Origin of the sequence: Pseudomonas shirazica, from assembly GCF_015168335.1 — a bacterium.
GTDB lineage: Bacteria > Pseudomonadota > Gammaproteobacteria > Pseudomonadales > Pseudomonadaceae > Aquipseudomonas > Aquipseudomonas asiatica.
Genome location: NZ_CP063456.1, coordinates 576,173 through 591,866, shown reverse-complemented (window position 1 = coordinate 591,866; position 15,694 = coordinate 576,173). Strand labels below are relative to the sequence as shown.

At 62.4% G+C, this 15,694-nt stretch carries 14 protein-coding genes and 1 tRNA gene; 9 read left to right on the top strand and 6 right to left on the bottom strand.

Features of this window, described 5'->3' with window-relative positions; all coding sequences use genetic code 11:
• Window positions 1-3: 3 nt before the first annotated feature.
• Together IMX18_RS02720 and IMX18_RS02715 are read left to right on the top strand one after the other, a co-directional pair.
• Entirely contained in the window at window positions 4-1,518 is a 1,515-nt protein-coding gene (locus IMX18_RS02720) for a tripartite tricarboxylate transporter permease (protein ID WP_013974009.1), read from the top strand.
• The gene (locus IMX18_RS02715) at window positions 1,511-2,542 is read left to right on the top strand and encodes an AbrB family transcriptional regulator (protein ID WP_015271607.1); all 1,032 of its coding nucleotides are present in this window, start codon (window positions 1,511-1,513) and stop codon (window positions 2,540-2,542) included. Before IMX18_RS02720 ends, IMX18_RS02715 begins: the two co-directional genes overlap by 8 nt.
• Before the next feature lie 120 nt (window positions 2,543-2,662).
• Here IMX18_RS02715 and ung read toward each other — a convergent pair whose 3' ends face one another.
• Entirely contained in the window at window positions 2,663-3,355 is a 693-nt protein-coding gene (gene ung, locus IMX18_RS02710) for a uracil-DNA glycosylase (RefSeq protein ID WP_015271608.1), read from the bottom strand.
• 126 nt (window positions 3,356-3,481) lie between these two features.
• Here ung and IMX18_RS02705 point away from each other — a divergent pair, with 126 nt between their 5' ends.
• Window positions 3,482-4,588 (top strand): enoyl-CoA hydratase/isomerase family protein, encoded by a 1,107-nt coding sequence (locus tag IMX18_RS02705; RefSeq protein ID WP_015271609.1) that lies wholly within the window; start codon window positions 3,482-3,484, stop codon window positions 4,586-4,588.
• Window positions 4,589-4,735: 147 nt separating this feature from the next.
• On the opposite strand, the gene IMX18_RS02700 is transcribed toward IMX18_RS02705, so the two are convergent.
• Window positions 4,736-5,188: a lipoprotein gene (locus IMX18_RS02700; RefSeq protein ID WP_015271610.1), complete on the bottom strand. Its 453-nt coding sequence runs from the start codon at window positions 5,186-5,188 to the stop codon at window positions 4,736-4,738.
• Window positions 5,189-5,331: 143 nt separating this feature from the next.
• Between IMX18_RS02700 and IMX18_RS02695 the strand changes: the two genes are divergently transcribed.
• From IMX18_RS02695 to IMX18_RS02670, 6 genes are all read left to right on the top strand, one after another.
• Window positions 5,332-5,544 (top strand): cysteine-rich CWC family protein, encoded by a 213-nt coding sequence (locus tag IMX18_RS02695; RefSeq protein WP_039613741.1) that lies wholly within the window; start codon window positions 5,332-5,334, stop codon window positions 5,542-5,544.
• A 9-nt stretch (window positions 5,545-5,553) separates the two neighbouring features.
• Window positions 5,554-6,246, top strand: coding sequence for a pseudouridine synthase (locus tag IMX18_RS02690; protein WP_015271612.1), 693 nt, complete (start codon window positions 5,554-5,556; stop codon window positions 6,244-6,246).
• A 430-nt stretch (window positions 6,247-6,676) separates the two neighbouring features.
• Entirely contained in the window at window positions 6,677-7,564 is an 888-nt protein-coding gene (locus IMX18_RS02685; RefSeq protein ID WP_013974016.1) for an alpha/beta fold hydrolase, read from the top strand.
• Window positions 7,565-7,675: 111 nt separating this feature from the next.
• Window positions 7,676-7,749 (top strand) — tRNA-Gly (locus IMX18_RS02680).
• Window positions 7,750-7,914: 165 nt separating this feature from the next.
• Window positions 7,915-9,621 carry a SulP family inorganic anion transporter gene (locus IMX18_RS02675; protein WP_217190079.1) on the top strand — a complete coding sequence of 569 codons (1,707 nt, stop codon included), beginning with the start codon at window positions 7,915-7,917 and terminating at the stop codon, window positions 9,619-9,621.
• Between the two features lie 215 nt (window positions 9,622-9,836).
• Window positions 9,837-10,847: a DUF4917 family protein gene (locus tag IMX18_RS02670; protein ID WP_100412751.1), complete on the top strand. Its 1,011-nt coding sequence runs from the start codon at window positions 9,837-9,839 to the stop codon at window positions 10,845-10,847.
• 378 nt (window positions 10,848-11,225) lie between these two features.
• On the opposite strand, the gene IMX18_RS02665 is transcribed toward IMX18_RS02670, so the two are convergent.
• From IMX18_RS02665 to IMX18_RS02650, 4 genes are read right to left on the bottom strand one after another with little or no spacing between them, the layout of a single operon-like run.
• Window positions 11,226-12,269, bottom strand: a complete 1,044-nt coding sequence (locus IMX18_RS02665; RefSeq protein ID WP_217190080.1) for a tetratricopeptide repeat protein — start codon at window positions 12,267-12,269, stop codon at window positions 11,226-11,228.
• Window position 12,270: 1 nt separating this feature from the next.
• Window positions 12,271-13,239: a type II secretion system F family protein gene (locus IMX18_RS02660; RefSeq protein ID WP_054573858.1), complete on the bottom strand. Its 969-nt coding sequence runs from the start codon at window positions 13,237-13,239 to the stop codon at window positions 12,271-12,273.
• 27 nt (window positions 13,240-13,266) lie between these two features.
• Window positions 13,267-14,253, bottom strand: coding sequence for a type II secretion system F family protein (locus tag IMX18_RS02655; RefSeq protein WP_102083281.1), 987 nt, complete (start codon window positions 14,251-14,253; stop codon window positions 13,267-13,269).
• Complete coding sequence (locus tag IMX18_RS02650; protein ID WP_054573860.1) at window positions 14,250-15,692, bottom strand: TadA family conjugal transfer-associated ATPase; 1,443 nt, start codon at window positions 15,690-15,692, stop codon at window positions 14,250-14,252. Before IMX18_RS02650 ends, IMX18_RS02655 begins: the two co-directional genes overlap by 4 nt.
• Between the last annotated feature and the right edge of the window lie 2 nt (window positions 15,693-15,694).

Here is a 15,694-nt window from a genome sequence, read left to right as displayed (position 1 = left end):
CACATGGATACCTTGAGCTACCTGGGCCAGGGCTTCGGCGTCGCCCTGTCCCCTTACAACCTGGTCACCGCCCTCACCGGCACGCTGATCGGTACCGTGGTCGGCCTGCTGCCGGGCCTGGGCCCGATCAACGGCGTGGCCTTGCTGATCCCCATCGCCTTCGCCCTCGGCCTGCCGCCGGAATCGGCGCTGATCCTGCTGGCAGCGGTGTACCTGGGCTGCGAGTACGGCGGACGCATCAGTTCGATCCTGCTGAACATCCCCGGCGAAGCCTCGACCGTGATGACCACTCTCGATGGCTACCCGATGGCCCGCAATGGTCTGGCTGGCGTAGCGCTGTCGCTGTCGGCCTGGAGTTCGTTCATCGGTGCGCTGATCGCCACCTGCGGCATGGTGCTGTTCGCACCGCTGCTGGCGAAATGGGCAATCGCCTTCGGCCCGGCGGAGTACTTCGTGCTGATGGTGTTCGCCATCGTCGCCCTCGGCGGCATGGCCGGCGACAAGCCGCTGAAAACCTTCATTGCCGCTTTGATCGGCCTGTTCCTGTCGGCAGTCGGCATCGATGCCAACAGTGGCGTGTACCGCTTCACCGGCGACAGCGTGCACCTGGCCGACGGCATCCAGTTCGTGGTACTGGTGCTGGGCCTGTTCTCCATCAGCGAAATCCTCCTGCTGCTGGAAAAGACCCACCATGGCCACCAGGCAGTCAAAGCCACCGGCCGCATGCTGTTCAACTTCAAGGAAGCGGCCTCGGTGTTCGTGGTCAATATCCGCTGCGGCTTGCTTGGCTTCATCATGGGTGTGCTGCCTGGTGCCGGTGCAACACTGGCGAGCGCCGTGGCCTACATGACCGAAAAACGCCTGGCGGGCGACAAGGGCAAGTTCGGCAAGGGCGACGCCCGCGGCCTGGCCGCACCGGAAACCGCCATCGGCGCCTCCTGCTGTGGCGCCCTGGTACCGATGCTGACCCTGGGCGTACCTGGCTCGGGCACCACCGCGGTGATGATCGGCGCGCTGACCTTGTACAACATCACCCCAGGCCCGCTGTTGTTCGAACAGCAGCCAGACATCGTCTGGGGCCTGATCGCCTCGCTGTTCGTCGCCAACATCATGCTGGTGATCCTCAACATCCCGATGATCCGCATCTTCACCCGCATCCTCGCCGTGCCAAACTGGGCGCTGGTACCGGTGATCGCCATCATCACCGCGATCGGCGTTTACGCCGTGCATGCCACTACCTTCGACCTGTTCCTGATGGTCGGTATCGGCATCATGGGCTATATCCTGCGCAAGCTGGACTTCCCGCTGTCGCCGATCCTGCTCGGTTTCATCCTCGGTGGGTTGATGGAGCAGAACCTGCGCCGGGCGCTGTCGATCTCCAACGGCGAACTGGGCATCCTCTGGTCGAGCCCGATCAGCATGTCGGTATGGGTACTGACCATTTGCATGCTGACCCTGCCGCTGCTGCGCATCTGGCGCAAACGCAGCCTGCAGCGCCGGGCGATGGCCGATGCCTGATCGCTCGTTGCCGTTGTTTGTCGCGACCGGGCTGGTCGGCCTTGCTGGCGGTTTTGCCGCCAGCAAGGTCGGCTGGCCTTTGCCGTGGATGGTCGGCTCGTTGCTGGCGATCATCCTGGTGCGCTGCCTGACACCCTGGCAGCTGCCGGAAATCCCCAATGGCCGCAAATGCGGGCAATGCATCATCGGTATCGGCATTGGCCTGCACTTCACCCCGGCGGTGATCGAGCAGGTGGCCAGCCATTTCGCACTGATCTTCTTCGGCGCGCTGTTCACCACCTTGTCCAGCGTGATCAGCGTATGGCTGCTGCGGCGCACCGGTGAAGACCGTGCCACGGCGTTCTTCGCCAGCATGCCGGGCGGTTCGGGGGAGATGGTCAACCTTGGCGCCCGCAATGGCGCAGTGCTCAGCCAGGTGGCGGCGGCGCAAAGCCTGCGCGTACTGGCGGTGGTACTGTGCGTGCCGGCGCTGTTCAAGTTCCTGCTGGGTGACGGGGTACCGCTGAATCACACCGGCAGTGTGAGCTGGGGCTGGCTGGCGCTGACTGCACCGCTGGGCGTTGCCGTCGCCCTGCTGTGGCAGCGCTTGCGCCAGCCCAACCCGTGGTTGTTCGGGCCATTGTTGGTCGCAGCCACCGTGAGCCTGGCGGGCGACCTGCAGATAACCCTGCCCAATGGCGCCAGCCAGATCGGCCAGTGGTTGATCGGCAGCGGCCTGGCCTGCCACTTCAACCGCGCGTTCTTCCGCCGCGCACCGTCGTTCCTTTGCCGCACCCTGGTGGCCACGGCGTTGTGCATGGCGATTGCCGGCAGTGCCGCATGGGTGCTGAGCATGATGACCGCGCTGGATCTGCGTTCGCTGACATTGGGGATGATGCCGGGCGGAATTGCCGAGATGAGCCTGACGGCGGAGACCCTGCAGCTGTCGGTACCGCTGGTGACGGCGCTGCAGGTGATGCGCTTGTTGTTTGTGCTGTTTCTGGCAGAGCCGTTGTTCCGGGTGTGGAACGCCAACCCGGAATAATCGCGTCGCCTGCTTCGCGGGCTTGCCCGCTCCCACAGGTACTGCATCGCCCTCAAGGCAGGTGCTATCCCTGTGGGAGCGGGCAAGCCCGCGAAGCAGGCGACGCGTTCTTTCAGGTGATCACAGCGGTGGCAATGCCCAGTTGATCGGCGCCAGCCCGCGCTGCTGGAGGAAACTGTTGGCCCGGCTGAAATGCCCGCACCCCAGGAACCCACGGTAAGCCGACAACGGTGATGGATGCACCGATTTCAGCACCAGGTGCTTGGTCCCGTCGATCAGCTTCTGCTTGCTTTGCGCATGCGAGCCCCACAGCAGGAACACCACGTTCGGGCACTGCTCGCTAACCACCTGGATGATCCGGTCGGTAAAGAACTCCCAGCCCTTCTTGGCATGCGACGCGGCATTGGCACGCTCCACGGTCATGGTCGTGTTGAGCAAAAGCACGCCCTGCTCGGCCCAGCTCTGCAGGTAGCCATGACTGGCAATCGGGATGTTCAGGTCGCGCTGCAGCTCCTTGTAGATGTTGACCAGCGAAGGTGGCGTGGCCACGCCCGGTTGCACCGAGAAGCACAGGCCATGCGCCTGACCCGGCCCGTGGTAAGGGTCCTGGCCAAGGATGACCACCTTCACCTGCTCCAGCGGCGTCGAGTTGAGCGCGTTGAAGATCAACGGCCCTGGCGGGTAGATCTCTTTGCCGGCGGCGTACTCGCTGCGCAGGAACTCGCGCAACTGATGCATGTAGGGCTGGTCGAATTCCGCGCGCAAGGCGGCCTTCCAGCTGGGTTCGAGTTTGATGCGATCGTCGTCAGTCATGGGGCCTTCCATAAACAATGGCGCGACACTAGGTAAGCCCTTCCCGCTTGTCAAACGATCCGACCGACGACCGGCATGTTCGGCCAGGCAAGCCATACTTGGGCGATGACTTGCGCGAGGTAGTCCATGGCCATTCATTGCGAGGTACTCACCGGCGCCGATGGCGCCCGCATCGGCATCGCCACCCTGGATGCGCCCAAGGCGCTCAATGCGCTGAGCCTGCCGATGATCGAGGTATTGGGCGAACAGTTGCACGCCTGGGCTCGCGACCCGGGAATCGTCTGCGTGCTGCTGCGCGGCAACGGTGCCAAGGCCTTCTGTGCCGGCGGTGATGTGCGTGCGCTGGTACAAGCCTGCCGCGACCACCCTGGTAGCGTGCCCCCGCTGGCCGCCACCTTCTTCGCCGCCGAATACCGCCTGGACTTTGCCCTGCACACCTATCCCAAGCCCTTGCTGTGCTGGGGGCACGGGCATGTGCTGGGTGGTGGCATGGGCCTGCTGCAGGGCGCCAATGTGCGTATTGTCACCCCCAGCAGTCGGCTGGCCATGCCGGAAATCAGCATCGGCCTGTACCCGGACGTGGGCGCCAGCTGGTTCCTTGCCCGCCTGCCGGGCAAGCTGGGGTTGTTCCTCGGCCTGACAGGCGCGCCGATCAATGCCCACGACGCCCTGGACCTGGGCCTGGCCGACCGCTTTCTGGGTGAGCACCAGCAAGAGGCGCTGATCGAGGAACTGCTGCAGCTGAACTGGCAGGAACAAACTACCCTGCAACTGAACAGCCTGCTCAAGGCCGAACAGCACCGCGCCTGCGCCGAGTTGCCCCAGGCCCAGTGGCTGCCGCGGCGACAGGTAATCGATCAGTTGCTCGACGTGGCCGACGCAGCAGCCGCCTGGCGTGCGCTGGAGGGGCTCAAGCACCACGACGACCCGCTGCTGGCAGATGCCGGCCAACGGTTGCATGAAGGTTGCCCGCTGACCGCACACCTGGTGTGGGAACAGATCCGCCGGGCACGGCAGCTGTCGTTGGCGCAGGTGTTTCAGATGGAATACAGCATGAGCCTGAACTGCTGCCGCCACCCGGAATTCAGCGAAGGCGTGCGTGCGCGCTTGCTGGACAAGGACAACCAGCCGCACTGGCACTGGCCCGATGTGGCGCAAGTGCCGGCGGCGGTGGTGGAGGCGCATTTTGCCAAGGTGTGGGAGGGGCGGCATCCGCTGGCGGATCTCGGGTAGCTTCGAGAAGTTGGGGCTGCATTGCAGCCCATCGCGACACAAGGCCGCTCCCACAGGTACAGCGATGGTTTCCAATGCTGCGCCGTACCTGTGGGAGCGGCCTTGCGTCGCGAAAGGGGCGCAACGCGCCCCCGGTTTTCAATTCACCTACCGCTGCCAGTTCCCCCCTTGCCCGTGCCCACGCCGCCCGTCCCCGCGTCGGTCACTATCCCCCCGCCCGCTAGAGTGCCAACGGTCATTCTGCTGGTAGCGCTGGCTGCCACCGCGATAATCATGACGGTCCCGGTCGCGCCCATAGTCATACCGCTGGCGGTTGCCATAGTCGTTTCGTGGGTTGCCATACCATTGCTTCATCCCCGGCTGCGGATGAGACCGGTAGTGAGGCGCGGGCGCCGAGCGGTAGTAGTAGCGTGGCGCAGGCTGATAGTAATAACGGGGCTGCGGCGCTACGTAATAGCGGTCATAGCGGTAATAATCCGGTGACACATAACGGTCGGAGTAGTAGTGGTCCGATCGGTAATAGCCCCCGCTCTCGTAGTACGGAACGCAGGCGGAAGTCATCAGCCCCAGCAGGGCGATCAACAGGATTCGATAGGACATGGCGGCCTCCTGGACCGCTGGAGTGCCCGAACAGCGGCGCTGGCGAGCATCGATGCGAAATGCGATCATCGACGTTGAATAAGACAGTGCCGCCAAGGTGCAGTGCCATTTCTGCAACAATTTGATACAGGTGAGCGGCAGCCATGCCCGACAACCAGCACTGCCCCGCTTGTGGCGCCCTCAACCAGTGCAGCTTGGCCGATCCGCGCCGGGCCACCCAGGCCTGCTGGTGTTACAGCGTGACCATCGACCCTGCCGTGCTCAAGGCCCTGCCCGCCGAGCTGCGCGACAAAGCCTGCCTGTGCCCGCGCTGCGCCGCCGTCGAAGAACAACTTCGCTCCCCCGCTTCCGACTGACCGTTTGCCATGCGCCTCGACCGTTTCCTCGCCAACCTGCCCAGCCACAACCGCCAGCAAGTCCGTCTGATGCTGGCGCAACGCCGCGTGCGGGTGGATGGCCAAGTGGTCAGCGACCCACTGGCCGAAGTGCGCGAATTCAGCCGCGTGGAGCTGGACGACCAACTGCTGCAGGCTGGCCGCCCGGCACGCTACCTGATGTTGCACAAGCCCGCAGGCTGCGTCAGCGCCACCCAGGACCCGCAACACCGCACCGTGCTCGACTTGCTGCCAGCCGGTTTGCGTGAGGACCTGCATATTGCCGGGCGCCTGGACTTCAACACCACGGGCTTGATGATCCTGACCAACGATGGCCAATGGTCACGCCGGCTTACCCAGCCCGCGACCAAGCTGCCCAAGCACTACCTGGTGCAAACCGAGGACGAGATTGGCGAGCACTATGTGGCCAAGTTCCTCGAGGGCTTCTACTTCGCTTTCGAAGACCTCACCACCCTGCCCGCCCAGCTGGACATCCTCGGGCCGCGCCAGGCACGGCTGTCGATCGTCGAAGGGCGCTATCACCAGGTGAAGCGCATGTTCGGCCATTTCGACAACAAGGTGGTGGGGTTGCATCGGGAGAGCATGGGGGCGATCCGGCTGGACCCGGGGTTGGCGCCAGGGGCGTTTCGTGAGCTGACGGCGGATGAAATAGCGACGGTCTAGGTTGGCTGTTCCGGCCTCTTCGCGGGCTCGCCCGCTCCCACAGGGGCCGCGTAGCACGCAAAGCCTGACTCGAAACGTGGAAAGGGCCGGACCAGACAGATCAGGGTCGTCATACGACCGCTCAGCGACAAAAGTCACATTTTCCCCCGAACGGCACTTGCGGGATTCCCGACCCACTGCTTGAATCCAAATCGTCAGTCTGCATGTGACTACCAAGTCACGACCGCAGTCGCAGACACTTTTTGCCGGCCACCCAAGGCCTCGATGCCTTGGGGCACGGCGAATTGCCCGCCAAAAACAATACCGTCGACGCACGTGCCAAGGATCGACACAGGGCCCCCCGGTTTCTCTTCAGGCAAATGCCTACCTGTCATAAAGAACGTGCACCCTAGGTGACGCGAATACCCTTTTTGCGCCAGGAGTCGATGACATGAGGCCAGAAATCGCTGTACTTGATATCCAAGGTCAGTATCGGGTTTACACGGAGTTCTATCGCGCGGATGCGGCCGAGAATACGATCATCCTGATCAATGGCTCGCTTGCCACCACGGCCTCGTTCGCCCAGACGGTACGTAACCTGCACCCGCAGTTCAACGTTGTACTGTTCGACCAGCCATACGCGGGCAAATCCAAGCCGCACAATCGCCAGGAACGCTTTATCAGCAAGGAGACCGAAGCGCATATTCTCCTCGAGCTGATCGAGCACTTCCAGGCAGACCACGTGATGTCGTTCTCGTGGGGTGGCGCAAGTACGCTGCTGGCGCTGGCGCACCAGCCGCGGGGCGTGAAGAAGGCAGTGGTGAGTTCGTTCTCACCGGTGATCAACGAACCGATGCGCGACTACCTGGACCGTGGTTGCCAGTACCTGGCCGCCTGCGACCGTTATCAGGTCGGCAACCTGATCAACGACACCATCGGCAAGCACCTGCCGTCACTGTTCAAGCGCTTCAACTACCGCCATGTCAGCAGCCTGGACAGCCACGAGTATGCGCAGATGCACTTCCACATCAACGAGGTGCTGCAACATGACCTGGGGCGGGCGCTGGATGGTGCACGCAATATCGACATCCCGGTACTTTTCATCAATGGTGACCGCGACGAGTACACCACGGTCGAAGATGCGCGGCAGTTCAGCAAGCACGTGGGACGCAGCCACTTCAGCGTGATCCGCGATGCAGGCCACTTCCTGGATATGGAACACAAGGCCGCTTGCGAGGACACTCGCAGTGTCATGCTGGGGTTCCTGAAGCCAACCGTGCGTGAACCTCGTCAACGTTACCAGCCTGTAAAACAGGAGCAGCATGCATTGGCCATCTGAGCAACTCGGCGTCCTGTGGCTCAAACCCGCAAACCATGGGGCGCCGACAAGCTTTTTAATAACTTGGGCTTCTAATTCGTTGAGGGTTCTGGTAAAAAGTGCTGCGCAAACGCGGGTATAGTTTAGTGGTAAAACGAAAGCTTCCCAAGCTTTAGTTGAGGGTTCGATTCCCTCTACCCGCTCCACATCGCATTCCCGCATGGCGTTCCAGCAACGTCATCGCTGTCAAAAGGAGCCCAGGCTCCTTTTTTCGTTTCTCCCCCCTCCCTTTGACCTGCCCCATGGCCATTTGCCTGCCGATCCGCTTCAATGCGTGGATGGATTCGTGAAGCATTTCGAAAGGACGACGCATGTTTATCTCCCGCTGGCTACCGGGCCTTGCCAACCTGCTGCACTACCGCCGCGAGTGGTTCCACGCCGACCTGCAGGCCGGCCTCTCGGTGGCGGCGATCCAGATTCCCATTGCCATCGCCTACGCGCAGATCGTCGGCCTACCGCCGCAGTACGGCCTGTATGCCTGTGTGCTGCCGATGATGGTCTATGCCCTGATCGGAAGCTCGCGCCAGCTGATGGTCGGCCCAGACGCCGCCACTTGCGCGATGATCGCCGGCGCCGTGGCGCCGTTGGCCATGGGCGAACCGCACCGGATTGCCGAGCTGTCGGTGATCGTCACCTTGCTGGTCGGGGTAATGCTGATCGCGGCCGGGGTGGCCCGGGCCGGGTTCATCGCCAGCTTCTTCTCGCGGCCGATCCTGATCGGCTATCTCAACGGTATCGGCCTGAGCCTGATCGCCGGGCAGTTGTCCAAGGTGGTGGGGTTCAAGATCGAGGGCGACGGTTTCATCCTCAGCCTGATCAACTTCTTCCAGCGCCTAGGCGAAATCCACTGGGTGACGCTGCTCATCGGCATCGCCGCACTGGGCCTGCTGATCTGGCTGCCACGACGCTACCCCCATCTGCCTGCGGCGCTAACTGTAGTGGCGCTGTTCATGCTGCTGGTCGGCCTGCTCGGCCTCGACCGCTTTGGCGTCGCCATTCTCGGCCCGGTACCTGCCGGCATCCCGCAGCTGGCCTGGCCACACAGTAACCTGGCAGAAATGAAAAGCCTGCTGCGCGACGCCCTGGGTATCGCCACCGTCAGCTTCTGCAGCGCCATGCTCACCGCACGCAGCTTTGCCGCCCGGCACGGCTACGCGATCAACGCCAACCACGAATTCGTCGCCCTGGGCGTAAGCAATCTGGCTGCCGGGGTTTCCCAGGGCTTTGCCATCAGCGGTGCAGACTCGCGCACTGCGGTCAACGACATGGTCGGTGGCAAGAGCCAACTGGTGGGCATCATCGCAGCACTGGTCATCGCCCTGATCCTGCTGTTCTTCACCGCGCCGATGGCGTGGATCCCGCAGGCCGCGCTGGGTGCCGTGCTGCTGATGGCAGGCTGGGGGCTGATCGACATCAAGTCGCTGAAGCATATCCGCCGCCTGAGCCGCTTCGAGTTCTGGCTGTGCCTGCTGACCACGGTCGGTGTGCTGAGCCTGGGCGTGCTTCCCGGCATCGTGTTTGCCGTGACCCTGGCGATCCTGCGCCTGCTGTACAGCATCTATCAGCCCACCGACGCGGTGCTTGGCTGGCTGCCCGGCACCGAAGGCCAGGTGGACATCCGCAAACACAAGGATGCCCGCACCGTGCCAGGCCTTGTGGTGTACCGCTTCGACGACGCGATCCTGTTCTTCAACGCCGACTACTTCAAGATGCGCCTGCTCGAAGCGGTGCAGAGCCAGGAACGGCCCAGGGCCGTGCTGTTCGATGCCGAAGCGGTAACCAGCATCGACGTCAGCGGCATCGCCGCCCTGCGCGAAGTGCGCGACACCCTGGCCGCGCAGGGCATCTTCTTTGCCATCGCCCGCGCTCGCGGCACCTTCCTGCGCATGCTGGTGCGCTCGGGGATGGCCCGGGAGATGGAAGACAAACTGCTGTTCGGCTCGGTGCGGGCGGGCATTCGCGCCTATCGGGTTTGGCGTAACAGGAGTCGCGTTGAGCAACGGGCTGAACAAGGTTGAAGCATTGCGTCGTTGCTACTGGCCATATCGCCAGCAAGCCGGCTCCCACAGGTACTGCACTGCTCTCAAGGCCTGTGGCGAACCGTGGGAGCTGGCTTGCCGGCGATAGGGCCAGTACAGGCTGCACAAAGCAGTTGCCTGGACACCAACCCTCGCACACTTTGCATGACATGCTAAAGTCGCCCCCGTTCCCGCTCCACCCAACGGACCCCAGCATGCCCGCACTAGACGCCACCCTCACCCCCTGGCCGGAACTCGCCGCCCGCCACCCTTGCGACGCCCTGCTGCTGGGCAACGGCGCCAGCCGCGTGCTGTGGAAGCCGTTCGGCTACTTCTCGCTGTTCGAGGAAGCGCAACGTGCCGGGCGCAAGAAAGGCCTGGCCGTCAGCGACCAGGCACTGTTCAAGTCACTGGGTACGGAACTGTTCGAGCCGGTGCTCAGCGCCCTCAACACCACCGTGCGCACCAACGCCGCGCTGGCCATCAACTCCACCGCGCCGCTGAACCGCTACTACTCGATCAAGGAAGCGCTGATCCACGCAGTACGCACGGTGCACCTGCCGTGGCCACTCATGCCGGCCACGACCCTGGCAACCCTCAACCAGGCGCTGCGCGGCTACCGCAGCGTCTACACCAGCAACTACGACCTGCTGCTACCGTGGGCCGTGCTACACGCACCGCACGGCTTCGCCGAACTGTTCGACGAGCAAGGCTTCTTCGACGTGCGCCGCACCAACGTCAAAGGCACGCGGGTGCTGCACCTGCATGGCGGCCTGCACCTGCTCAAGCTGCCCGACGGCACCACCCGCCAACGCAGCGCCGACAGCGCCGAACTGCTCGATGGTTTTGCCGTTAACATCCCGGGCGAAGTGCCGCTGTTCGTCAACGAAGACCGCAGCGACGAGAAGCTGCGCGCCATCCGCAACTCTGACTACCTGGGCTGGTGCCTGGGGCAACTGGCGCGGGAAAGCCAAGGGCTATGCCTGTTCGGGCTGCACCTGGACAGCAGTGACCAGCATCTGCTCGAAGCCATCCGACAGGCCCGGCCGAAGCATCTGTCGATTGCCATACGGCCATTGAGCGAGGCATCGGTGATCAACCAGAAGCAGCATTTTGTCGACAGGTTCGGGGATATGCCAGGGACAGTGCTGCACTTCTTTGATGCCAGTACGCATCCGTTGGGGCAAGCAGCGTTGGCTATTGAAGCACCGCTCACCCACAGGTGAAGTGGACCAATTGGGGGCCGCTTTGCGGCCCATCGCCGGCAAGCCAGCTCTCGTAGAACAACACCTGACTCATTGGTTCGGCGAGGTTCTGTAGGAGCAGCCTTGTGCTGCGAAGAGGCCGGTACAAGCAACAGACAGGCATTGTCAGTACCGGCCTCTTCGCAGCACAAGGCTGCTCCTACAAAGGACGCGTCAGACGAGCGAAATTTGTTCTCTGCGCGACAGCGCAGCCCAAAAGGGCTGGGCAATCTCCCACAGGGATCGCCCAACTCCTGAATTCTGCGCGGTACCTGTGGGAGCCGGCTTGCCGGCGACGGGCTGCGTAGCAGCCCCGTTTACGCTATCTGACAGGCATCAGCGCTTGCCCGCTGAACCCCATCAAGGCGCCGACGCGGTTGTCACCTGCACGGCCGGGCCAACTGCAACCGGCTCGGGCATCGCTACATCGCCGCCCAGCTGGCGGATTTGCCGAATCTGCTGGACCCTGTTCAGGTTTTCCCAGGCGACGGGGTAGTGCCCCGGCGACAACTCGATCGCGCTGCGGAAAAACTGCTCGGCCACATCCAGCTTGCCTTCCACCAGGCAGACATAGCCGACATCATTGCTGGCCTCGGCACGCTTTTCGACCTGTTCGAAGGCAGATACCGCCTCCTCATAGCGCCCCATGCGAGCCAGCAGCAACCCATAGTTGCGCCAAAGCGGTTTGTAGGTGCCGTCGTAGCTCACACCACGCTTGTACCGGAGCTCGGCATCGGCCCATTGCCCGGCCATATAGTAGGAATACCCCAGGCTGTTCTGCACCAACGCCGAACGTGGATCGATGAGCTCGGCCAGGCGGTAGTAGGTCTGCGCCTCGGCGAAGTTGTCGGCCAGATCCGCGAGCACCCCCAGCCCGTTGTACGCCTTGAGCGGTGACTTGCTGTCGACCCTGAGCGCAGCCGCCCCTGTCTGGGTGTTGGCCGCGTCCTTGACGAAGCGTTTCTGATCCACGGCAACTGCCTTCAAAAGCATCACCTTGGCCTGCTCATGTTTACGCATGGACAGGTTCAGCAGGCCCATTTCAGTCAGCGCATCAGGGTTTTCCGGCGCCTTGCCCAGTACCTCGGTGAAAGCCATCTCGGCAAGCTGGTTATTGCCCCGTTCGCGGTGGATACGGCCAACCCAGACCAAGGCCTCATAACGTTCGGGCGCCAGCTCGAGGACGCGCAGGTACTGGTACAGTGCCTGGTCCAGGTCACCGGCCTGGTAAGCCATCGCGGCCATCTGCATTGCCTGGTCGGGCGAGTTGCTCTGCGACTGCACCTGGTAGAGCACCGAATTGCCACCGGAGTAGACAGAACGCACCCCATTCAGGTCAGGCCCAGTGCTCTGGCACCCCGAAAGCACGGCTATCACGGTCAACAGCAAACTGATCCTGTTCATGTCATGGATTCCCGAACGTTCTAAGTATCCCGATGATCACCGGGCCGATGGCAACCAGAAAAAAGCTTGGCCACAAACAGAAAATTAGCGGAAAAACCAGCTTCGTTCCGATTTTCGCGCCCATTTCTTCTGCGGCCTGCATGCGCCGGTCACGAAACTCCTCGGCATAGATGCGCAAGGTAGCCGCTACACTGGTGCCGAAGCGGATGCTTTGGGCCAACAGGCTGACCAGGCCCTGGATGTCTTCCAGGCCAGTGCGATCTGCCAGTTGCCTGAGCGCTTCGGTACTGGAAATGCCGGCGCGGATCTGCACATTGACCAACGCCAGCTCCTCGGCCAGTTCGGCTTGGCTGACCGCCATTTCTTCGGCCACTCGTTCGATAGCCTGGGGCAACGCCAGGCCCGATTCCACGCAAACCACCATCAAGTCCAGGGCATCAGGAAAGGCCGCGCGCAACCGGCCCTGCCGAGCATTCTTGCGCTTGTCGATGTACACGGCCGGCAGCAGCCATCCGACGGCAGCGCCCATGGCTACCAGTCCCATGATCTTGAGCGGGGAAAAATTGGGAACCAGCGGCAGTATCAACAACGAGATACCCATCAGCATCAACGGCAGCAGCAAACGCACCGCCCAGTACACCTGTACCGCTGAAGCCGAGCCGTATCCAGCATGGGTCAACAGGGCTCGGGTGGCTGACACTTGCCCCTCCGTAGACGGGGTAACGCGCCGACCTACACGCTCCAGTAGAAGCTGCAGGCTTCCTGGCGGCTCCCGACCGGCCGCGGCGCTGGAGTGGTCACGCTTGATCAATGCAAGACGGCGTTGCAGTGGGCTCTGCAGCCCCAGCACCAGCAACGTCACGGTAATAACCGCAATGACCGTGCTCATCCCGATCGCACCGACGATCAGGAGGCGTGTCAGTGCCTCATTGTCCGTCACCCGACTCAATAAACCGAGCAAATAATCCATGACCGACGCCCCCGTTGCGAGAACTGCTTAAACCTGGATTCGGATGATTTTGCGAATCCAGAGGATCCCGGCCAGCATGGCTCCGAAAGCCGCCATGATAAGTTTTTGGCCGAAAGGATCGTTGACCAGCGCTGGCAAATACTTGGGGCTAGTGAGCATGATCCCCGCCGCCAGCACAAAGGGTACGGCCACCAACACCCAAGCCGACATTCGCCCTTCGGCCGACATAGTCTTGACCTTGCGCTGAAAGCGAAAACGCCCCCGGATCAGGCTACTCAAACGCTCCAGCACTTCGGTCAAGTTGCCGCCAGTCTCGCGGTGAATGAGGATCGAAGTAACCATCATCATCACCGTCATACTCGGCACCCGTTCCAGCAGGCCAAGCATGGCCCGGCGCACATCGTTACCGTAGTTGATATCGGCGAAGGTCAGGCCGAATTCATGCGCCACCGGTCCCTTGTGCTCCTCTGCCACCAGGCGCAGGGTTTCATTGAAGGGATGCCCAGCGCGCAATGCCCGGCACATGGCTTCCAGCGCATCCGGCAAACCCTCCTCGAATCTGGCGAAACGAATGCCACGGTCATGGATAATTTTCAGCAGCGGCAGCCATAACGCCACGAACGCTGCCGCCAGCGCCAACCACCAGTAAGGAAAGAACAGCCAGGCCAGCATCCCGGCAGCCGCTGCAAGCACGAGCCCCATCAGTAGTACCCGATAGGCCCGATAATCATGCCCGGCCTGCTCGATCAACTGCGTCAGCGTCGCCATGAAGGGCAATTGTTCGAGCCACGCCTCCAGTGGCGACAAACGTGTCAGGTATTTCTGCCGCAACACGGTCTGCATGTTCGGCAGATGGCTTGCCCGCTCCAGAATCACCAATCGGCTACGGATACGTTTGCGTACCTTACCCGCCTCGCCGAATACTGGCACCACCAACCCTTGGCTGAGGAGAAACACGGCAACGAACACCATGCCAAGAAATATCAGGATGAACTCACCAGGTATTTGGCTCATGGCTGACCAACCTCCATCCATTCCGGTCTGAACATAGTCAGCGGCAACTCGATCCCGCGCTTGGCCAAAGAATCGCGAAAGGCAGGGACCATACCACTTGGCCGGAAGTCACCAAGCACCTGGCCCTGTTCGCCCAGGCCATTGCGGACGAACGAGAATATCTCGGTCATGGTGATGATTTCGCCCTCCATGCCGTTGATCTCCTGCACACTGACCAACCGCCGCTTGCCGTCTTCCTGCCGCTCCAGCTGGATCACCACATCGATGGCCGATGCGATCTGTTGACGCATGGCCTTGATCGGGAACGTGGCACCAGACATCAAGACCATGTTCTCAACCCGGCCCAACGCATCGCGCGCGGTATTGGCGTGGATCGTGGTCAGCGAGCCATCGTGGCCGGTGTTCATTGCCGTCAGCATGTCTAGCGCCTCGGCGCCGCGCACCTCACCGATCACGATACGGTCGGGGCGCATCCGCAGGCTGTTGCGCACCAGCTCACGCTGGCCCACCTCCCCGCGCCCCTCGATATTCGCCGGTCGTGTTTCCAGGCGCACCACATGCGGCTGCTGCAGTTGCAGTTCGGCCGAGTCCTCGATGGTGACGATGCGCTCGTTATGCGGAATGAAACTGGACAGCACATTGAGCATGGTGGTCTTGCCGCAGCCGGTGCCGCCGGAGATCAGCACGTTCAGCCGGCCCCGCACGATCGCCTTGAGCAGCAACGCGATGGCCGGGGTCAGGGCGCCCGCCTGGATCAGGCTGTCGACATTGAGCAGGTCCACCGCAAAGCGGCGTATCGAGATACTTGGCCCGTCGATGGCAAGCGGCGGGATGATCGCATTGACCCGTGAACCATCCTTGAGCCGCGCATCTACCAACGGCGAAGACTCGTCGATACGCCGGCCGAGGCTGGAGACGATGCGGTCGATGATATTCAGCAGGTGCTGATCATCGCGAAAACGCACATCGGTGCGCTGCAACTTGCCGAACCGTTCGACGTATACCGAGTCATGCCCGTTGACCAGAATGTCGGACACCGTATGGTCGGCCAGCAGCGGCTCCAACGGGCCAAGGCCAAGCACTTCGTCGGTGATCTGCTTGATGATCAACTGGCGGCTGGCAGAGCTTACCGGCGCCGAATGCTCATCGAGCAGACGCTGGCAGATATCGCGGATCTGCCGCACGGCCTCGGCCTGCTCGAGCGAGTCGAGCAAGGACAGGTCCATGACCTTGAGCAGTTGCTGATAGGTCCTCTCCCGCCACTCGGCTTCCACCGATGTGACCTGGCTTTTCGTTTCAAACAGGACATCCGGTGCCAAATGTTCCCACGCCATCAGTGCCTCTGCCGGGTCCTTCGCGCCGCCACCCTGCTTCGACGGCGTCGATGCCTCGGGGGTGACTGCCTGTTTGCGCAAACGGTTACGGAAATCGCTAAGCATGG

What these genes read in the sequence shown, in the direction of transcription:
- IMX18_RS02720 (WP_013974009.1), top strand. Translation starts at nt 4, where the DNA reads ATGGATACCTTGAGCTACCTGGGCCAGGGCTTCGGCGTCGCCCTGTCC.
- IMX18_RS02715 (WP_015271607.1), top strand. Translation starts at nt 1,511, where the DNA reads ATGCCTGATCGCTCGTTGCCGTTGTTTGTCGCGACCGGGCTGGTCGGC.
- ung (WP_015271608.1), bottom strand. Translation starts at nt 3,355, where the DNA reads ATGACTGACGACGATCGCATCAAACTCGAACCCAGCTGGAAGGCCGCC.
- IMX18_RS02705 (WP_015271609.1), top strand. Translation starts at nt 3,482, where the DNA reads ATGGCCATTCATTGCGAGGTACTCACCGGCGCCGATGGCGCCCGCATC.
- IMX18_RS02700 (WP_015271610.1), bottom strand. Translation starts at nt 5,188, where the DNA reads ATGTCCTATCGAATCCTGTTGATCGCCCTGCTGGGGCTGATGACTTCC.
- IMX18_RS02695 (WP_039613741.1), top strand. Translation starts at nt 5,332, where the DNA reads ATGCCCGACAACCAGCACTGCCCCGCTTGTGGCGCCCTCAACCAGTGC.
- IMX18_RS02690 (WP_015271612.1), top strand. Translation starts at nt 5,554, where the DNA reads ATGCGCCTCGACCGTTTCCTCGCCAACCTGCCCAGCCACAACCGCCAG.
- IMX18_RS02685 (WP_013974016.1), top strand. Translation starts at nt 6,677, where the DNA reads ATGAGGCCAGAAATCGCTGTACTTGATATCCAAGGTCAGTATCGGGTT.
- IMX18_RS02675 (WP_217190079.1), top strand. Translation starts at nt 7,915, where the DNA reads ATGTTTATCTCCCGCTGGCTACCGGGCCTTGCCAACCTGCTGCACTAC.
- IMX18_RS02670 (WP_100412751.1), top strand. Translation starts at nt 9,837, where the DNA reads ATGCCCGCACTAGACGCCACCCTCACCCCCTGGCCGGAACTCGCCGCC.
- IMX18_RS02665 (WP_217190080.1), bottom strand. Translation starts at nt 12,269, where the DNA reads ATGAACAGGATCAGTTTGCTGTTGACCGTGATAGCCGTGCTTTCGGGG.
- IMX18_RS02660 (WP_054573858.1), bottom strand. Translation starts at nt 13,239, where the DNA reads ATGGATTATTTGCTCGGTTTATTGAGTCGGGTGACGGACAATGAGGCA.
- IMX18_RS02655 (WP_102083281.1), bottom strand. Translation starts at nt 14,253, where the DNA reads ATGAGCCAAATACCTGGTGAGTTCATCCTGATATTTCTTGGCATGGTG.
- IMX18_RS02650 (WP_054573860.1), bottom strand. Translation starts at nt 15,692, where the DNA reads ATGCTTAGCGATTTCCGTAACCGTTTGCGCAAACAGGCAGTCACCCCC.